Consider the following 16,060-nt stretch of genomic DNA (forward strand, 5'->3'; position numbering starts at 1 on the left):
CCAGCGAGGACAACTGGCCAAGATCGTTCGCGTACGCATCCCGCCGCGCGGCCCTCCGCGAGCCACCGACAGACACTGCGGAGGGCTGCTCCGAGACGAACCCCGGGTCGCCAACCGGGACCGCCGTTGCAGCAGCCTCGCTCACGCGGCCTGGGCGGTATCGGATCCGAAGACGTCGTCGAAAAGGTGAGCTCGGTACACGAACCAGACGTCCTCTTACACGTCTGATGCGCGACTGTGTCGGCGGGCACCGCCGCGAGAGTGGCGGCCAGGAGGAATAGCACCAGGGCGAGGGCTCGGACGAGACGTCTCCACATACCTAAGCGACAATCAAGCCCGCCGACCAACCCCATCGCGCGGAGGCGCACCGCCGACGCCAGTGGAACCGCCTTTGCGTGGGAGCCGAGGCCACCCGGCCGTACGAGCGTTCCCGGGAACCGGGGTCGCCTTCCATCATGAAGGCGACCCCGACCCGGGCGCGGATGGCACTGCAGGCCGAAGCACAGTCCGGCGGACATTGGGCTCGATACGTGCCAGAAACTCCGCAACCAGCCTCGCTACCAGGACTGAGCTGCCGCAGCCCAGAATTTAGGGCGCTCGGCGGGGGGGACGGCGGAAGGCCACGGACTCCGTCCAGTCTGGCGCCATCCAGCTTCGCCCCAGTGAGGTCGGCGCCCGTGAGGTTGGCCTTGCTGAGGTTGGCGTTCGATAGATCCGCGCCGTTCAGGGCTACCCCGGAGAGGTCCACTTTCGAGAGGTTCGCATTGGCGAGATCCGCGTGTGTCAGGCGAGCGCAACCCCCACCACGTTCCCTTCCCGTCCTGATATCAATGAAGAAATTACCTGAACAGAGAGTCGCCTTGGTCAGGTCCGCGGCAGCGAGCATGGCACCGGTCAGGTTTGCGTTGTCGAACGTTACGTCGGTCAGGTCCGCGCACTGGACGGGATCGGAATAGCCGCAGAAGGATGCGTCCGAGAGGTTCGCGTCGATGAGACTCGCTTCGCGGAGATTCGTCATGCCCAGGTCTGCGCCGCTCAGGTTCGCGCCGTTCAGGTCCGCATTGCGGAGGTTGGCTTCGGAGATGTAGGCGCCGCGAAGTTGCGCATCGCTGAGGTTGGTGTCGCTGAGGTCGGTCCCGGTGAGGTCCGCACCCACCAGGGAGATGCCACGCTCGCCATGCGCGTACGAAGGTGTCCACCCGCTCAGGTCGGTGTGACTCAAGTTGATCGACAGTCCCTTATCGTATTCGGGGCGGCGCCCGGCCAGGACGTTCATCACCGCGTCGATCTCGGCGGGCGGGGGCCCCTCGGTCGACTTGGTACCCGTCGGCAGTGGAGCGCGCCGCCGTACGTACGCGGACAGTACCGAGACCACCGTCGGCTGGTCCCGGGCGGAGTCGTGCATGATGCGATCCAGCGCGTAGATGCCGCCCAGGCGCACGTCCACCGAGCTCGACCCCAGGTTGCCGATCGCGGCGTTGAACCTGCCGGTGATTTGGCCCTGCTCGCTGATCCGCAGTTCCTTGCCGGTCTGGCTCACCTGCATCCAAGTGAAGAGCAGCGCCGCCAGGGCAGCCAGCCCTGGCAGGCTGAGGATCAGCAGTGAGATCCCCTGCGTCGGGCTGCCTCCAGCGGCCGCACGCGCCCCGAACCGGCCCCTCCGCAGCTGCTGCCTTCGCCTCGCCGCACGCCGATGCACGATCCGGCGGAGCCCTCCGATGCCACGTGTCCCGGTCACTCCACCTATGCCACACCCCACGGCGAAAGCGGCTGAGGAGCCACACCACGAGACCACCCACATGGGAGAGCCGGCGCGGACAGACGGACGGTCAAACACGCAGCCTCCCGGCGGCGCAGGCCTTGGCGGTAGAACCGCGATCTTGCCGCGCGCCGCCACGGCGATGACCCGTACGGGTCTGTTACAAGTGACTTAGTTTTGGACGGGACGGGTGCCTCCGGACGCGGGAATCCACTCCACGCCGCCCTCCCGGTTGGCGCCCAGTGCCTGCCGAGCCGCATTGACGAAAGCGTGTAGCGCCGCCGCGTACGCGTCGCCCCGCTCCTGTTGCGCGGTGACAAGATACCCATGGGGGATGTCCATGTACACGGCCATGACCTGCCGTTCATCGAGAAGGCCACACCGTCGCAGTTCCCTCAGAGCCTGCACCTGGATCGCGTCCCGGTCCGGGCGATCGTTGGCCGCTGCGATCCGCGCCGCCCTCACGGTGTCATACGCCAACAAGCCCGGCGTGCCTCCGTCCGCCGCCGGCACACGCAGCAACCGCACGATCCTGGCGGCTGGGCCTCTGGAACGCGCCAGGAACCAGGCATCCTCGGCTGCCTCCAGCACACTAGCTGCAAGCAGCACGATGCTCGTCGGGGCGCACAGCTCGACCTCGGCATAAGCGTAGGAGAGCGCAGCGTGCGCTCGGCTCGCCTCTTCCTCGTGGTCCTGGTGGTACAGGTCCCAACTGATACGGAACAGGGTGCGAGCAGCCCGGACGAACTCCGCAATCGCCAGCCGGCGCTCATCTCTCAGCGCCGCCAGCCGGGACGCCTCCGCTGTAATTCGGGCCGCTTCCCTCGCTGCACTCGCCTGCGCCAACCCGCCCGCCGCCTGAATCCTCGCGCCCAGCCAGTTCCCCAGCAGCCCGCCCCCGATCGCAAGGAACGGAACCAGCAGGCTCAACCCCGCCGCGTTCTGTTCGATCCAGTGCCAGAGCCCGACCACCATGCCGCCCCCTCAGATCCGCCCGCCCGCTACGGCGAACAGGCAGCGTATGCAGGGGACCACGGGGCCCGACTCCCGTACAGGTAATTTGGGCGAATGGAGCGTCCGGGCATGGGAAGAGCCGGGGCCGACTAGGGCCTGTGTGGTGTCGTGATCAGTTGCTGGGTTTTGCCTTCTCTGTGGGGCGGAACCCGGTAGGACATTGGTCGTGACGCGTAGGCAACTCACCAATGGTCAGTGGAAGTTCATCGAGCCGTATTTGCCGATCGGCAGGTACGGTCCGTACCCCGAGCGGCTGCGGGAACAGTTCGAGGGGGTGATCTGGCGGTTCCGTTCCAGCGGCCAGTGGCGGGAGATGCCTGCCGAGTTCGGCCCCTGGGCCACCGTCTACGGGCGTTTCCGGGTCTGGCGAAACGCCGGCGTCTTCTCCGCGCTGTTGGAAGGCGTGATCGCCGAGGCCGCCCGCGTAGAGAAAACGGACTTGTCGCTGGTCAGCGTGGATTCCACAACGGTCCGCGCCCACCACGACGCCGCCGGGATGCGCGTCGGCAAGAGCCTCATGGAGGCCCTGGAAGAGGCTGCGCGGGAACAGGAGGAGGCCCGGCAAAAAGGGGCGGACCGGAGGAACAGAACGGACAGGCCGAGCGTCGACGCGTCCGACGCCGACGCAAGCTCCGTCTGAAGGAAGCCCTGCTCGGCAGGTCCCGTGGCGGACTGACCAGCAAGATTCATCTCGCCTCGGACTGCAGATGCCGTCCGCTCGCGTTCGTCCTGACCGCCGGACAGGCCGCGGACAGCCCGCAATTCATCCCCGTGCTCGAGAAAGTACGGATCCGCTTCCCCGTCGGCCGTCCCCGAACCCGGCCCGGCGCGGCCGCCGGAGACAAGGCCTACTCATCCCGCGGCAAGCGCGCCTACCTGCGCAAACGCGGAATCAAGGCAGTCATCCCGGAGAGGAGGGACCAAGCCGCCCACCGGAAGAAGAAGGGCGCGAGAGGCGGCCGGCCCGTCAGCCACGACGCCGATCTCTACAAGGAACGGAACACCGTCGAACGTCTGATCAACAAACTGAAGGCCTGGCGCGGCATCGCCACCCGCTACGACAAGGCACCCGAGAGCTACCTCGCCGGCCTGCACCTCCGCGCCGCAATGATCTGGATCGACGACCTCCTGAAAGCCGCCGACTGATCACAACATCACACAGGCCCTAGCGGCACCGGCTCTTCAGCGGGGCGTGCGCCAACACGCTCCGTGATGGCTCTCCGACGACCACCATCACCTACAGCACCGCCGAGGCTGCCTCGACGCCTTCGCCACCGGTGGCCGAGAACGCGGCCGACGCCGCCGAGCCGGTGATGCAGCGGCTCGTCGAGCGGAGGACCCAACGGCGTACGCCACCCGCGACGACGCCGTACGAGCCGCCGAAGAGGTCACGGCCCGCTTCCAGAAGTGGATCAACACCCCCATGGGGCAGGAGGCCGTCGGCTCCAGTCACATGCGGGTGATGGCCTTCCGGGACGCGTCGCTCCAGCTCCCGCCGCACGACTCCGGGGCTGCACCACGGTCCCTGACACGGTGAGCACGTTTCCGCCGCGGCCTTCACGATCGGATCGTCCAACTGGGTCGCGGCCCCGGCCGCGACCTCCGCCGCCACCCACGCCAGATCAGGCAGTCCGGTCTGATTGAGGGTCTGGCGCGCGTTGCGGGCCGCGTCCACCAGCAGGCGCAGGGCCTCGTCCCACTCGGCCGTGCCGCGCTCATGCATAAGGATCAAGGTGTTGAGGTCCTCCAGCAGGGCGGGCAGGAGTCCGGCGACCGCGGGGAGGTTCGCGCCCTGGCGGTGCCGGTTCGTCGCCGCCGCCTGGTCCCGGACCCGCTGGACGTCGGCAGCCGGCGCGGACGGAACGAGACCGGGGTGACCGGAGAGAATGAGGGATGAACGCCGCAGCGCGGCGCGCAGCGCGGGCACGTGCGGGACCGCCGAGCCCTGCTCGCGGCGGAGCCGGTAGGGCTGTCCGAGCAGCCAGACGACGTCGACCTCGCAGACCGTGGCCACGGCCGTGATCAGTGAGTACCGGTCCAGTGGGAGGCGGCTGGTCTCGACGTCCTCGGCCCAGCGTTCGGAGCGGCCCACCAGACCGGCCATCTCCGCGTGCGTCAGGCCTGCCGCGATCCGGGCCACGCGCACACGCGCCCCGATGCCCGTGTCAGGGGAATGGGTCCTGACGGCACCTCTCCGTTCTGGACTCCTCACCCGGACGGTACTCCCCACGGGCGACCTGCGGATACGCCAACTGCCCAACAGGGGCGGCCTCCACGTCCGCAAGTCGTCGCCGCGGCACTCGTGGTGCCGTGCTCCCGGCGACCGGCTCCGTCTCGGCGGTGAGGTGCGCGAGGGCGGGTTCGGGGTTCAGCTAGCTGTGCAGGACTCCGGTGCGGGCGGCGATGCCTCGGAGTTCGGGCGTAGTGCGTCCGGAGAGCAGCAGGCCAGATACGAGGGATTTCACGGCTGGGCGGGCGTGGGTTTCCTGGGGGGCCCAGTATTCGGCCTGGAGGAGGGCGCGGATGCATTCGTCTCGTCGGCCCCATTGGGCGAAGGCTTTCGCGCGGTCGGTAAAGTAGAGCGCGCGCCGTTCCGTGGTGGGGAGTGCTTGGGGGGCGAGAGCGTCTGCTGCGGCGATGGCGGCCGAGGGATCTCCGGCGGTGTTCTCAGCCGAGATGAGGTGGAGCTGGACGGTGGCCCAGCTGAACCCGCCGTTTGTGTCCCGGAGGTGGGTGATGGAGCCCAGGCTCTTGGCGATGGCGGTGGCCTCGCTGGTCAGTTCGCGCATGCCTGTCTGGTCGCGTTGGTGGGCGACGGTGTAGGCGGCGCACTGGAGCAGCAGGCCTCGCTGGGCGATCCCGGCGTTTCCGAGTTCGCGCAGGGCCGGGTCGTCGGCGGCGTTCAGGGCGAGGGTGAGGGCCTGGTCGTGCCATCCCGCCTTGCGGGCGAGGACGGCCTGCTGGCGGGCCGCTTCGGCGACCGCGACGGGCGCGCCGCCGGCGGCGGCGAACTGCCGGGCGCGGTCGGCTGCCATCCAGCCGAGTTGCGGCTCGTCGAGCTTGATGAGGATGCGTGTCGCCAGGAGGTAGGCCTGCGCCAGCACGGGGAAGTTGTCGCTGTTGGACTGGTGCCCGGCGGAGATCAGGCGTGGGAGCCGTAGGGCGAGGCTGGAGTACGCGCAGTCGTTGAAGTCGGCCGAGGCGCGGTGCAGTTCCGCCGAGAGGCGGTCCGGGGGCGTGTCAGGGGCCGCGCGGCCGAGTCCCAGCATCGCGTCGCGCAGCCCCGCGACGAGCGTCTCGCCGAGTTGCGCCTCCTCAGTGTTGGCCGGGGTGGCGCCGGCGAGGGGGGCTCCCATGGCGGCCGCCGCGGTGACCGCCAGGTTCGCGAGCAGTTGCCTTCGCGTGCGCACCGGGTCCTCTCCGTCGTCGCGCCCTGGGGTGCCCAGAGTAGGGGCGGGCAGGCTGGGATACGGCCCGGTTTGCGGACTCAGCGGGTCCGGATGGGCGCCGGTCGTCGGGGCGAGGCCGAGCGCCTGGGGCGGGATGTCGAGAGCCTGGGCGAACCGCTGGAGCACGGAGAGGTCGGTCATGTTCGACTTCCCGCGCTCCAGACGGGATACCTGGGCGGCCGAGTAGCCGGTCAGCGATCCCAGCTTGGCCAGGGTCATGCCCTGGGTTCTGCGCGTTGTGCGGACCACCTCGCCCGGTGATGGCGCATCGGGTGTCACCTGTGACTTTCGAACTGCATCCATAACCCCGTCCCGGTGTAGCCGAGGCTGCGTGGTCCCCGAGAGCGGGGGCCCGGACGCGGCCGTCCGTACTTGCACGAGATGCAAACTCCTTGCAGCCCAATGGCTACTGACTGTTCTACCGCGTCCTGGTGCGGTGGTCTTGGAGTTGCGGCGGTTCGCCAACGCCGCGCACTCCCCACCCCTGTGAGCACTCCCCAGAAGGGACTTCTCCGTGGATCAGTACTTGCCGCAGCGCGACCGTCTGCTGACGTCTTCCAGGCCGCTGCCGGACTTCGAAGCCGTGGGCTCCAACGGGCCCTGGCTGCACCGTGCCGACGGCCGCCGGATCCTCGACGGATCGAGCGGCCTCCTCTGCGCGAACGTGGGGCAGGGCAGCCCCGCGGTCTTCGCCCGGATCGAGAAGCAGTTCTCCCGCTACTCGTTCGGCGGCGCTGCCGTCGTCCAGCCTCACATCCAGATGGAACTGATGGACCGCCTGTGCCGCGCCGTGGACCGTCCGGAGGACTCCGTCGCGCTGACCACCTGCGGGACGCTCGGCGTGGAGGTCGCGGTGGGCTTGGCACGGAACATCGTGCGGGTCCGCGACGGAAAGCGGCGCGGGGACATCCTGACGTCCAGCCTGAGCTACCACGGCAACAGCATGTTCACCCTCGGGGTCGCGGGCAACCAGATCCGCAACCCCCGTCCCGAAGACCGCTACGGCCTCGGCCCTGCCTTCCCCGCGCCCTACCCGCCAACGCACGGCCACGCACATGAAGGGCACGGGTGCGATGCCTCATGCGCTGAGGAGGTGGCGCGGGCGATCGACAGCAGGGGTGTAGAGAACGTCGCCGCGGTCCTGATCGAACCGATCAACGGGACCACGGGCGGCGCGTTCGTGCCCCCGGCCGGCTACCTGCGGCGGGTGTCGGAGATCTGCCAGGAGCGGGGCGTCCTGGTCATCCACGACGAGGTCCTGACCGGGCTGTGGCGCACCGGCACGCCCCTGGCCAGTCATCACTGGGACGGGTGCGAGCCCGACCTGGTCATCCTGTCCAAGGGCCTGGGCGCCGGCTACACCGGCGTCGGAGCGGTACTCATGTCGCCTCAGATCGCGCCGCTGCTGCGGCACAAGGACGTGGACCCGCTGCCCGCAATGGGCACCATGGCCACCCACCCCCTCCAGGCGGCGGCCTGTCTGGGGGTCCTGGACGAGCTGGAGGCCATGGACTTCGGCGCCTTCACCGCGCGTGGAGAGCGTCTGGGCACGTCGCTGCGGTCCCTGGCCGGCTGGGCGCCGGTGCGGGGGGTCCGGGGCGTCGGCCACCTGTACGGGGTGGAAGTCGCCCCCGGTCTGCTCTGGCCGCTGATGGAGGAGTGCGAGCGGCGCGGCGTCTTCTTCTACCCGTTCACCGGAGCCGGTGACCCGCGCAGCGAGGGCCTGGTCGTCGCGCCCCCGCTGAACTCCAGCGACGAGGACATCGACTTCCTGACCACCGCGCTGACCGACGCGGTCGCCACCCTCAGCTGACCCGCCCCGCCGCTCCCCTGCTGTGGGGACGGACCGTCTCGAAGCAGAATCCGAGGACACGTCATGCAGTTTCCCGTCACGGTCATCGACCAGCTCGACGAGGCCCAGCTCCGCAAGTGGCACGACTTCTACGGGGTGAGCGCCGACCGGCCCCGCTTCGAGGAGGAGGGCATCTGGCGGCGCACCCAGCAGGAGGAGACCGCCTCCAACTCCGGCTGGACGGGCCAGGGCGACGCGCGCCGCCGCATCGTCCACTACTGGCACCAGTACGGACTCGTCGACACCACCGCGGCGCCGTCGCTCGCCATGACGCAGATGTACCTGTACCACTCGGTGGCAGCCCCGCGGTCCGAGATCGAGGAGGCGTGGGAGCAGAACCACGCCATGCTGTCCGAGGGCGGCTGGAAGCAGGTCGGGGCGGGCCGGTTCGAGCTGGGGGACCTGCGCGTCCACATGATCCGCGTCGAGGAGCACCCGGAGGACCTGCGGGCAGGCCGTCGGCTTCCGGCGGACTACGAGGTCATCGACACCGTCTTCACGTCCGTCAACTGCTTCCCCCCAAGGGCAGTCCGGCGGCGGCCGTGGGAGGTCCTGACCCACGGGGTGCGGGTCAAGGACACCCCTGGACAGCCGGTCTACGCCGAGGACCTGGCGCAACTCACGGACTTCCTGCCGTTCCAGGTCGAGGTCGGCTGCGGGGTCTCCTACGAGGCCGGGATCCCGCCGCTGCACCGGCTCCACGAGATGTACCACGTCAACGAGATCGAGGACGAGCAGCTCGGCAAGGGCTTCACGTTCGTCCTCGCGCCGGGCAGGGACCCGCTGCTCGCGGAGATGTTCCTCGACACCGAGGACAAGGTCGGCGAGCTGTCGGACATGTACCGGGCTTGCTTCAACACCGAGGTCACCCCGGCCCTGCATGCGCTCAAGCGTATGGAGGAGGCCGGGCACATGGTCGGCCCGTTCATCACGAACAACTTCGACGCGCTCGGCGCCCGTGCGGGGTTCGAGGAGGAGTTCATGCGCCGCTACGACCAGCGGATCCCGCCGGTCAGCTTCCACCCCGACGCGAAGGCGCTGGTCGTGATCGGCCTGCACGCCGACCGGCGGTGGGTGGCCAAGCGGGCCCGCGCGGCCGGCCTCAAGGTGTTCATCGTCGACCCGGAGGGATTCCCCCGTCCGGACGGCACCTGGTTCGAGTACCCCCTGGAAGCCCCGCAGAGCGGTGACGTCGTCGTACGGCAGACGGCCGCCGTCGCGATCGGCGAGCTGGAGCGGCTGCTGAACCCCAACTCGACCAGCGCGTGAAATGCGGGGCCGGGCAACGGCGCTAGCCTCTGGGCTCGTTCCCCGGCCCCGCCACGCGGGCCCCTCCCAGGATGAGAGTCAAGGAATGCGCATTTCAGTAATCGGCTGCGGACACCTCGGCATCCCGCACGCGGCCGCGATGGCCGAACTGGGTCACGAAGTCATCGGGGTGGACGTCGACCAGGCCAAGGTCGACAGCCTGAACGCGGGCCAGTGCCCCATCTATGAGACCGGCCTTCCGAAGCTGCTGGCACGGCACACCGCGAGCGGGCGCCTGCGGTTCACCACCGACATCCAGGAAGCCGCGGCCTTCGCCGACATGCACTTCATCGGCGTCGGCACCCCCATCGACGCGGACGGCCGCTCCTACGACACCGCACAGGTCTACGGCGCCATCCGCCAGCTCGCTCCCCACCTCGACCGGCCGTGCACGATCGTCGGCAAGTCCACGGTCACCGTGGGCACCACCGTCCAGGTCACCGCCCTCGCCCAGCGCCTGGCCCCGGCCGGCGAACGCGTCGACGTCGTATGGAACCCGGAGTTCCTCCGCGAGGGCCACGCGGTCGAGGACACCCTGCGCCCGGACCGCATCATCGCCGGCCTCACCACCACCGAGGCCGAAAAGGCGATCCGTACCGTCTACGCCCCCATCCTGGACACCGGCGTCCCCCTCTTCGTCACCGACCCGCAGACGGCAGAGCTGGCCAAGGGCGCCGCGAACACCTTCCTCGGCCTGAAGATCAGCTACATCAACGCCGTCGCCGACATGTGCCAGGCCGCAGGCGGCGACGTCTCCCAGATCGTGGAAATCCTCGGCATCGACCCGCGCATCGGCAGCGGCGGGATGCGGCCGGGCATCGGCTACGGCGGCGGCTGCCTCCCCAAGGACGTCCGCGCCTTCACCGCCTCCGCCCACCAGCTCGGCGCCGACAAGGCAGCCACCCTCCTGCGGGCCGCCGAAGAGATCAACGAGAGCCGCACCGACGTCGCCATGGGCCTCATCCGCGAAGCCCTGAGCGGGCACCCGGTCAAGAACGCCAACATCACCGTGTGGGGCGCCGCCTTCAAGCCCGGCACCAACGACGTCCGAGAAAGCCCGGCGCTCGCCCTCGCCCACGCCCTCCAGCAGGCCGGCGGCAACGTCACTGTTCACGACCCGCAGGCAGTGGCCTCCGCCATGACCCGCAACCCTGAGCTGGACTACACCGACAACCTCGCCAAATCCGTCGACGGAGCCGACCTCGTCGTCCTGGCCACCGAATGGCCGGAGTACGGCAAGGCCGACCCCCACGCCCTCGTCGGCCTCCCCGCCGACGCCCTGCTGTCGACTGCCGCACCACCCTCGACCCCGAGCCCTGGCGCACGGCCGGCTGGACCGTCCACCAGCTCGGACGACCGGGGAAGTAGAACCGGTCCCCGAGGAGAAAGCCCGCATCGCATCACCAACCGTCTGGAAAGCCGGAGGAGCCCTGCCATGACCAGTGACAACGTTTTTCTCCGTCGCGCCGACGACTTCGACGCCCGTCCCGCGGCCGACGTCTGGCTGCGCTCCTTCGCCACCGCGCTACCGACCGTGCGCTGTGCCCATGAAGAAGCCGACGTACGTGACTGGTTCGCACGTGTACTCGTGCCCCGGTACGAGACCTGGGTCGCGGTGACCGGAGGAAACGTGGTCGGGCTCATGGTGATCAATGGTGGGGAGCTGAAGCAGTTCTACCTGGACCCCGCGTGGCGTGGGCGGGGCCTGGGCGACCGGTTCATCGCCCTGGCCAAGGAGCGGCAGCCAGACGGGCTGGCGCTGTGGACGTTCCAGGTCAACGTATCGGCGCACCGGTTCTACGAGCGGCACGGCTTCATCGCGGTCGAGCGGACGGACGGCCTGCGCAACGACGAGCGCGAGCCGGACGTCCGATACGTCTGGCAGGGCCCACCGGCACGCTGACGGTGAAGGCGGTCACCCGGACTCCCGGGTGAGCGCCTTCACCGTGGTAGAGCCGGTCTACGGTGGCTCAATGACAGTTCTGATCGTCGGCGGCAGCGGCTTCCTCGGGACCGAACTGGTCCGGAAGGCGAACACAGCAGGCCACACGACCGTCGCGACATACGCCACCAAACCCGGCCCCGCCTCCTCCACCGCGTGGCGTCACCTCGATCTGCGCGACGCCGGAAGCCTGGACGCCGTCCTGTCCGAGGTGCGCCCACAGCTCGTCCTCAATGCGTCGAGCGGATCTGCCCACTGGCCGACCACCGCAGAGGGCCCCATCCGGCTCGCTATGGCCGCGGCGAAGTACGGAACCCGCATGGTCCACATATCCAGCGACGCAGTGTTCTCCGGCTCGCAAGTCCACTACGACGAATCCAGCCTCCCCGACCCCATCACCCCCTACGGCGCGGCCAAGGCCGCGGCAGAAACCGGCGTCCTCGCCGTGCACCCAAAGGCCGCTGTCGCCCGAACGTCACTGATCATCGGTCACGGCCGGTCCGTGCACGAGAAGGCCGTGCACGAACTCGCCGACGGCATGCGCGACGGCGTCCTGTTCACCGACGACATCCGCTGCCCCGTGCACGTCACCGACCTGGCCGCGGCCCTCCTGGAGCTGGCAGCCGCCGACGCGACCGGAGTCCACCACCTCGCAGGGCCCGACGCCGTGAGCCGTCACGAGCTGGGCATCCTCATCGCCGAGCGGGACGGGCTCGACGCGTCCCAACTCCCCACCGGCCTACGGGCCGCCAGCACGCTGCCCGGCGCCCTCGACGTACGCCTCGACAGCCGGGCCACCCAGCGAGGTCTGCGCACCACACTGCGCGGGGCCCGGCAGTTCCTGCATAGCACGGACGTAACAGCAACGCCTCTAGGGCCTGTCTGAAGTCGTGATCAATGGGTGAGATGCGTCTTCCGGTGATCGTTCGGCGACTGGTAGACCTCTGGGATGGCGCGTAGGGAACTCGCGAGCGATGAGTGGGAGTTGATCGAGCCGTTCCTGCCAATAGGCAGGTCCGGCCCGTATCCGGAGCATCTGCGGGAGCAGTTCGAGGGCGTGATCTGGAAGTTCCGCTCGGGTGCCCAGTGGCGGGAGATGCTGCCGGAGTTCGGGGTCTGGCAGACCGTCTACGACCGCTTCATCCGGTGGCGTGACGCGGGCATCTTCGAGGCGCTGATGGACGGGATGATCGCCGAGGCGGCTCGGCGCGGGCAGACGGACTTGTCCCTGGTCAGCGTGGACTCCACGGTCGCCCGTGCCCATCACGACGCCGCGGGCATGCGGGTCGACGAGGAGGTCCTGTCGTCCCTGGAGAAGGCCGCTGAGACGTCAAAGGGGGCCGCGGAAAAGAACGAAAGCCGCAGGCTGAAGGCGAACAGGGCCCGGTCGACGCGGACCGGGAGGAACGGCGGCGTATCCGGCGACGGCGCCGGGCCCGCTTGGAGGCAGCCCTGCTAGGCCGTTCGCGTGGCGGCCTGACCACCAAGGTCCACCTCGCTTCCGATCCGCGCTGCCGCCCGCTCTCCTTCGTCCTGACCGAGGGGCAGGCCGCCGACAGCCCCCGGTTCGTCCCAGTCCTGGACAAGGTCAAAGTCCGGGGCCCGGTCGGCCGCCCGCGCACCCGGCCCGACGCGGTCGCCGGCGACAAGGCGTACTACTCCCGCGCCAACCGCGCCTACCTGCGCAAACGGAAGATCAAAGCGGTGATCCCGGAGAAGGCGGACCAGGCCGCCAACCGCAAGAAGAAGGGCAGCCGGGGCGGACGGCCCGTCGACCACGACGCCACGCTCTACCGCGACCGCAACACCGTGGAACGCTGCATCAACAAGATCAAGGCATGGCGTGGGCTCGCCACCCGCTACGACAAGACGCCGCAGAGCTACCTCGCCGGACTCCACCTGCGCGGCGCGGTGATCTGGCTCCGCAGCCTGAGCCCCACATGATCGCTGCTGGCGGCGGACTTCAGAGGCCGAGCTTGAACCCGTCATGGCTGCGGATGAAGCCGAGTCCGGCATAGAAGCGGTGCGCGTCCTCGCGCTGCTTGTTGCTCGTCAGCTGGACCAGTCCGCAGCCACGCTCGCGTGCCCGCGCGACCGCACGTTCCATCAAGATCCGGCCCAGCCCCCCGCCTCGCCGGTCCGCGCGGATCCGCACCGCCTCGATCAGGACCCGCTCGGCGCCTCCCTTGCCGAGCCCGGGGATGTACGTCGCCTGCAGGCAGCCCACCACCGTCCCGCCCTCACCCTGACCGTCGGCGTCCTCAACCAGGACCATCATCTCGTTGCGCGGGTCCGCGTCGATCTCCGCGAAGGCGTACTCGTAAGCCTCCGTGACCATGACAGTCGCCGGGTCCACCACCCGCTCCTCATCGGCAAGCAGGGCAAGCACCACGGGCAGGTCGGTGCGGGTTGCGAGGCGCAACGTAAGAACGGGGGCGGGAACAGGCTCAGCGAACATGCGCAGACCCTAACCGGCCCCATGCATGAAGCTGTCACCCACCCCGCCGCCTGATCACGACTTCAGACAGGCCCTAGGAGAGGGTGTCGACACCAAGAACTGCGACTCCGTCTACTGGGCCGACGTACGCGGCTCCATGGCCGACCTCGTCCAGGCCGTCGGCCGCGCCCTGCGGATGCAGCCTGGCGAGGACAAGGTGGCCTCGCTCGTGGTGCCGATCCTCCTCGGGCCCGGCGAGACCGCCGACAACATGCTCACCAGCCGCGCGTACGGCGGCCTCGCCAAGCTCTTGGAGGCGCTCCGGGCGCACGACGCGCGGATCGTGGAGACCCTCGCCGAGCAGCAGGCGCCAAGCCGCTACAAGCCCGTCAGAGAGAACAGCAGCCCGACGAGCGGCAACGGGACCGGCAGCGTCAGCGCCCCCGCCAAGGCCCTCCTGAAGTTCAGTACGCCCCGAGACCCGGCCGCGCTCGCCGCGTTCATCAACCTCCGCGTCCTCAACCCCGAACACGAGCACTGGCGGCGCGGGGTAGAAGCCGCCGTCATCTACGCCCGCATGCACGGGAACCTGCGGGTCCCCTTCGTCTGCCGCGTGCCGGCCGTCGAGAACTCGGAGGCGGCCGGGTGGCCGGCTGCCCTCGCGGGCTTCCCGCTCGGGCAGTGGACCGCCGACGCCCGCCGCTTCTACAACCGCGGCGACATGGACCCAGACCGCGTCGCCCAGCTGGAGAAGCTCGGCATGGTCTGGTCCCACGCCGACACCGCCTGGGCCGAGGGCCTGGCCGCCACCCACGGGTGGGCCACCGGACACGGCCACCTCCTCGCGCCGCTGGACGCCGCCTACCGGGGCGCGGCCGTTGGGATCTGGCTGAAGAACGCACGGACCGCAGCGCGGAAGGCACAGGACATCGAGCAGCGGCGTGCCGAGGGGCTGCCGGTGGAATCGCCGGCAGGCGCGATGACGCGGGAACGGCGCGAACAGCTGGAAGAGATCGACCCCTCCTGGTGCCCGGCATGGCCGGTAACGTGGCAGCGCTGCTTCCACCTCGTCCGCCAACACCTGGACACCGGCCAGGCAGTGCCCACCACGGCCGGCGAGGTCGTGCGCCAGGGCGAGGACCTCGGCCGGTCGGTGACTTCGGTCCGGCACGGGTGGGACCAGCTCACCGCCGTGCAGCAGTGGATGTGCGAGCAGGTCCTCGGGATCGAGCCCGCCGGCGAGGACGAGAAGCCGAAGCCGCGCACCAGCCAGGCCGACAAGTGGGCCATGCACTACGCCGCCGCGGCCCAGTTCTTCGCCCGCGAGGGCCACCTCACGGTGCCCCGCAAGCACATCGAGACCATCACCCTCGACGGCGACGGCCGGGCGCAGCGGGACGTTTCGCTGAAGCTGGGGACGTGGGTCGACAACCAGCGATGCCGGGCCGCCACACTGACGTCGGAGCGGGTGGAGAAGCTGTCCGAGGTGTCGGGATGCGGTGGGCGTGATGGGCGTCGTCGTGACCACGGCCACCGTCGGCTGTCCAGGGGCGCGCAGGCCCGCCGAGAACCGGCAGGCGCGCCCCAGCTCAAGCCCCGGCTGTCGGATTGACGGATTCGGTAGTGCGGCGCTATTCGGAGTTGATGCGCTGGGCTTCCTCGAGCTGGTCTTCCAGGATGATGATGCGGCAGGCGGCCTCGATGGGGGTGCCCTGGTCGACGAGCTCCCGTGCACGGGCGGCGATGCGCAGCTGGTACCGCGAGTAGCGGCGGTGCCCGCCCTCGGAGCGCAGCGGGGTGATCAAGCGGGCTTCGCCGATCGCGCGGAGGAAGTTTTGGCTGGTGCCGAGCATTTCTGCGGCCCGGCCCATGGTGTAGGCGGGGTAGTCGTCGTCATCGAGACGGCCGAACGAATCGTCTGCGGTCATTGCACCTCTCTGTGGAACGCGTGGAGGGGCCCGGGTGCCGTAATGGCACCCGGGCCCCGAAGGAACTGCTACACCATCTGCCGGCCCTGATACTGCGCCGGCCTTCTGTTTCCGCCGACCCGACCTGAGCTCTGTCGGGAATGCGGGGATCGCGGTTGCGTGACCGGAGACCACCTCACTATCGATGTCCTGCGGTACCCGGGCTCAGAGTTCCGCCCGGGCGATCCTGATGGCGCCTCAACTCCTCCGTTCTTCCCTCGGTGATCAACTGCTTACCAAACGGGGGACTGCGTACTGCTGGTAATGCTCTTACTGCTGATACTGCGAACCGCTTGTACTGCTGGTGGTGCGTACTGCTCGTGGCCTCGCCC

General features: G+C 69.4%; 11 protein-coding genes and 3 pseudogenes. 8 read left to right on the forward strand and 6 right to left on the reverse strand.

All coding sequences use genetic code 11. The features are described from left to right. Positions 1-319: 319 nt before the first annotated feature. Together ACIQU4_RS39445 and ACIQU4_RS39450 are read right to left on the reverse strand one after the other, a co-directional pair. Positions 320-1,540: a pentapeptide repeat-containing protein gene (locus tag ACIQU4_RS39445; RefSeq protein WP_403741815.1), complete on the reverse strand. Its 1,221-nt coding sequence runs from the start codon at positions 1,538-1,540 to the stop codon at positions 320-322. Positions 1,541-1,930: 390 nt separating this feature from the next. Then, complete coding sequence (locus ACIQU4_RS39450; RefSeq protein WP_403741818.1) at positions 1,931-2,734, reverse strand: hypothetical protein; 804 nt, start codon at positions 2,732-2,734, stop codon at positions 1,931-1,933. Between the two features lie 205 nt (positions 2,735-2,939). On the opposite strand from ACIQU4_RS39450, the pseudogene ACIQU4_RS39455 reads away from it, so the two are divergent. Then, positions 2,940-3,919, forward strand: a pseudogene (locus ACIQU4_RS39455) (IS5 family transposase). Positions 3,920-4,010: 91 nt separating this feature from the next. Here ACIQU4_RS39455 and ACIQU4_RS39460 read toward each other — a convergent pair. After that, complete coding sequence (locus tag ACIQU4_RS39460) at positions 4,011-5,003, reverse strand: helix-turn-helix domain-containing protein (RefSeq protein WP_403741821.1); 993 nt, start codon at positions 5,001-5,003, stop codon at positions 4,011-4,013. Between the two features lie 142 nt (positions 5,004-5,145). Beyond that, complete coding sequence (locus ACIQU4_RS39465; protein WP_403741823.1) at positions 5,146-6,525, reverse strand: helix-turn-helix domain-containing protein; 1,380 nt, start codon at positions 6,523-6,525, stop codon at positions 5,146-5,148. A gap of 211 nt (positions 6,526-6,736) precedes the next feature. Here ACIQU4_RS39465 and ACIQU4_RS39470 point away from each other — a divergent pair, with 211 nt between their 5' ends. From ACIQU4_RS39470 to ACIQU4_RS39495, 6 genes and pseudogenes are all read left to right on the forward strand, one after another. Further along, positions 6,737-8,035 carry an aminotransferase class III-fold pyridoxal phosphate-dependent enzyme gene (locus ACIQU4_RS39470; protein ID WP_403741826.1) on the forward strand — a complete coding sequence of 433 codons (1,299 nt, stop codon included), beginning with the start codon at positions 6,737-6,739 and terminating at the stop codon, positions 8,033-8,035. 63 nt (positions 8,036-8,098) lie between these two features. Next, entirely contained in the window at positions 8,099-9,343 is a 1,245-nt protein-coding gene (locus ACIQU4_RS39475; protein WP_403741828.1) for a hypothetical protein, read from the forward strand. 85 nt (positions 9,344-9,428) lie between these two features. Continuing rightward, a pseudogene (locus tag ACIQU4_RS39480) lies at positions 9,429-10,750 on the forward strand (UDP-glucose dehydrogenase family protein). Positions 10,751-10,817: 67 nt separating this feature from the next. Then, positions 10,818-11,285, forward strand: coding sequence for a GNAT family N-acetyltransferase (locus ACIQU4_RS39485; protein WP_403741831.1), 468 nt, complete (start codon positions 10,818-10,820; stop codon positions 11,283-11,285). Between the two features lie 70 nt (positions 11,286-11,355). Then, positions 11,356-12,210, forward strand: a complete 855-nt coding sequence (locus ACIQU4_RS39490) for an SDR family oxidoreductase (protein ID WP_403741834.1) — start codon at positions 11,356-11,358, stop codon at positions 12,208-12,210. Positions 12,211-12,273: 63 nt separating this feature from the next. After that, positions 12,274-13,268 (forward strand): annotated as a pseudogene (locus ACIQU4_RS39495) (IS5 family transposase). Positions 13,269-13,287: 19 nt separating this feature from the next. Here the strand turns inward: ACIQU4_RS39495 and ACIQU4_RS39500 are convergent. Further along, the gene (locus ACIQU4_RS39500) at positions 13,288-13,782 is read right to left on the reverse strand and encodes a GNAT family N-acetyltransferase (RefSeq protein WP_403741837.1); all 495 of its coding nucleotides are present in this window, start codon (positions 13,780-13,782) and stop codon (positions 13,288-13,290) included. 25 nt (positions 13,783-13,807) lie between these two features. On the opposite strand from ACIQU4_RS39500, the gene ACIQU4_RS39505 reads away from it, so the two are divergent. Then, positions 13,808-15,373, forward strand: coding sequence for a Helicase associated domain protein (locus tag ACIQU4_RS39505; protein ID WP_403741840.1), 1,566 nt, complete (start codon positions 13,808-13,810; stop codon positions 15,371-15,373). A gap of 19 nt (positions 15,374-15,392) precedes the next feature. Here ACIQU4_RS39505 and ACIQU4_RS39510 read toward each other — a convergent pair whose 3' ends face one another. Beyond that, positions 15,393-15,689 (reverse strand): MerR family transcriptional regulator, encoded by a 297-nt coding sequence (locus tag ACIQU4_RS39510; protein ID WP_403741843.1) that lies wholly within the window; start codon positions 15,687-15,689, stop codon positions 15,393-15,395. Positions 15,690-16,060: the final 371 nt, after the last annotated feature.

Source organism: Streptomyces sp. NPDC090741 (genome assembly GCF_044769045.1).
Taxonomy (GTDB): domain Bacteria; phylum Actinomycetota; class Actinomycetes; order Streptomycetales; family Streptomycetaceae; genus Streptomyces.

Excerpts from the sequence above, each read along its gene's own strand:
- ACIQU4_RS39500 (WP_403741837.1), bottom strand. The coding sequence starts at position 13,782 with ATGTTCGCTGAGCCTGTTCCCGCCCCCGTTCTTACGTTGCGCCTCGCA.
- ACIQU4_RS39450 (WP_403741818.1), bottom strand. The coding sequence starts at position 2,734 with ATGGTGGTCGGGCTCTGGCACTGGATCGAACAGAACGCGGCGGGGTTG.
- ACIQU4_RS39465 (WP_403741823.1), bottom strand. The coding sequence starts at position 6,525 with ATGGATGCAGTTCGAAAGTCACAGGTGACACCCGATGCGCCATCACCG.
- ACIQU4_RS39485 (WP_403741831.1), top strand. The coding sequence starts at position 10,818 with ATGACCAGTGACAACGTTTTTCTCCGTCGCGCCGACGACTTCGACGCC.
- ACIQU4_RS39505 (WP_403741840.1), top strand. The coding sequence starts at position 13,808 with ATGAAGCTGTCACCCACCCCGCCGCCTGATCACGACTTCAGACAGGCC.
- ACIQU4_RS39490 (WP_403741834.1), top strand. The coding sequence starts at position 11,356 with ATGACAGTTCTGATCGTCGGCGGCAGCGGCTTCCTCGGGACCGAACTG.
- ACIQU4_RS39510 (WP_403741843.1), bottom strand. The coding sequence starts at position 15,689 with ATGACCGCAGACGATTCGTTCGGCCGTCTCGATGACGACGACTACCCC.
- ACIQU4_RS39475 (WP_403741828.1), top strand. The coding sequence starts at position 8,099 with ATGCAGTTTCCCGTCACGGTCATCGACCAGCTCGACGAGGCCCAGCTC.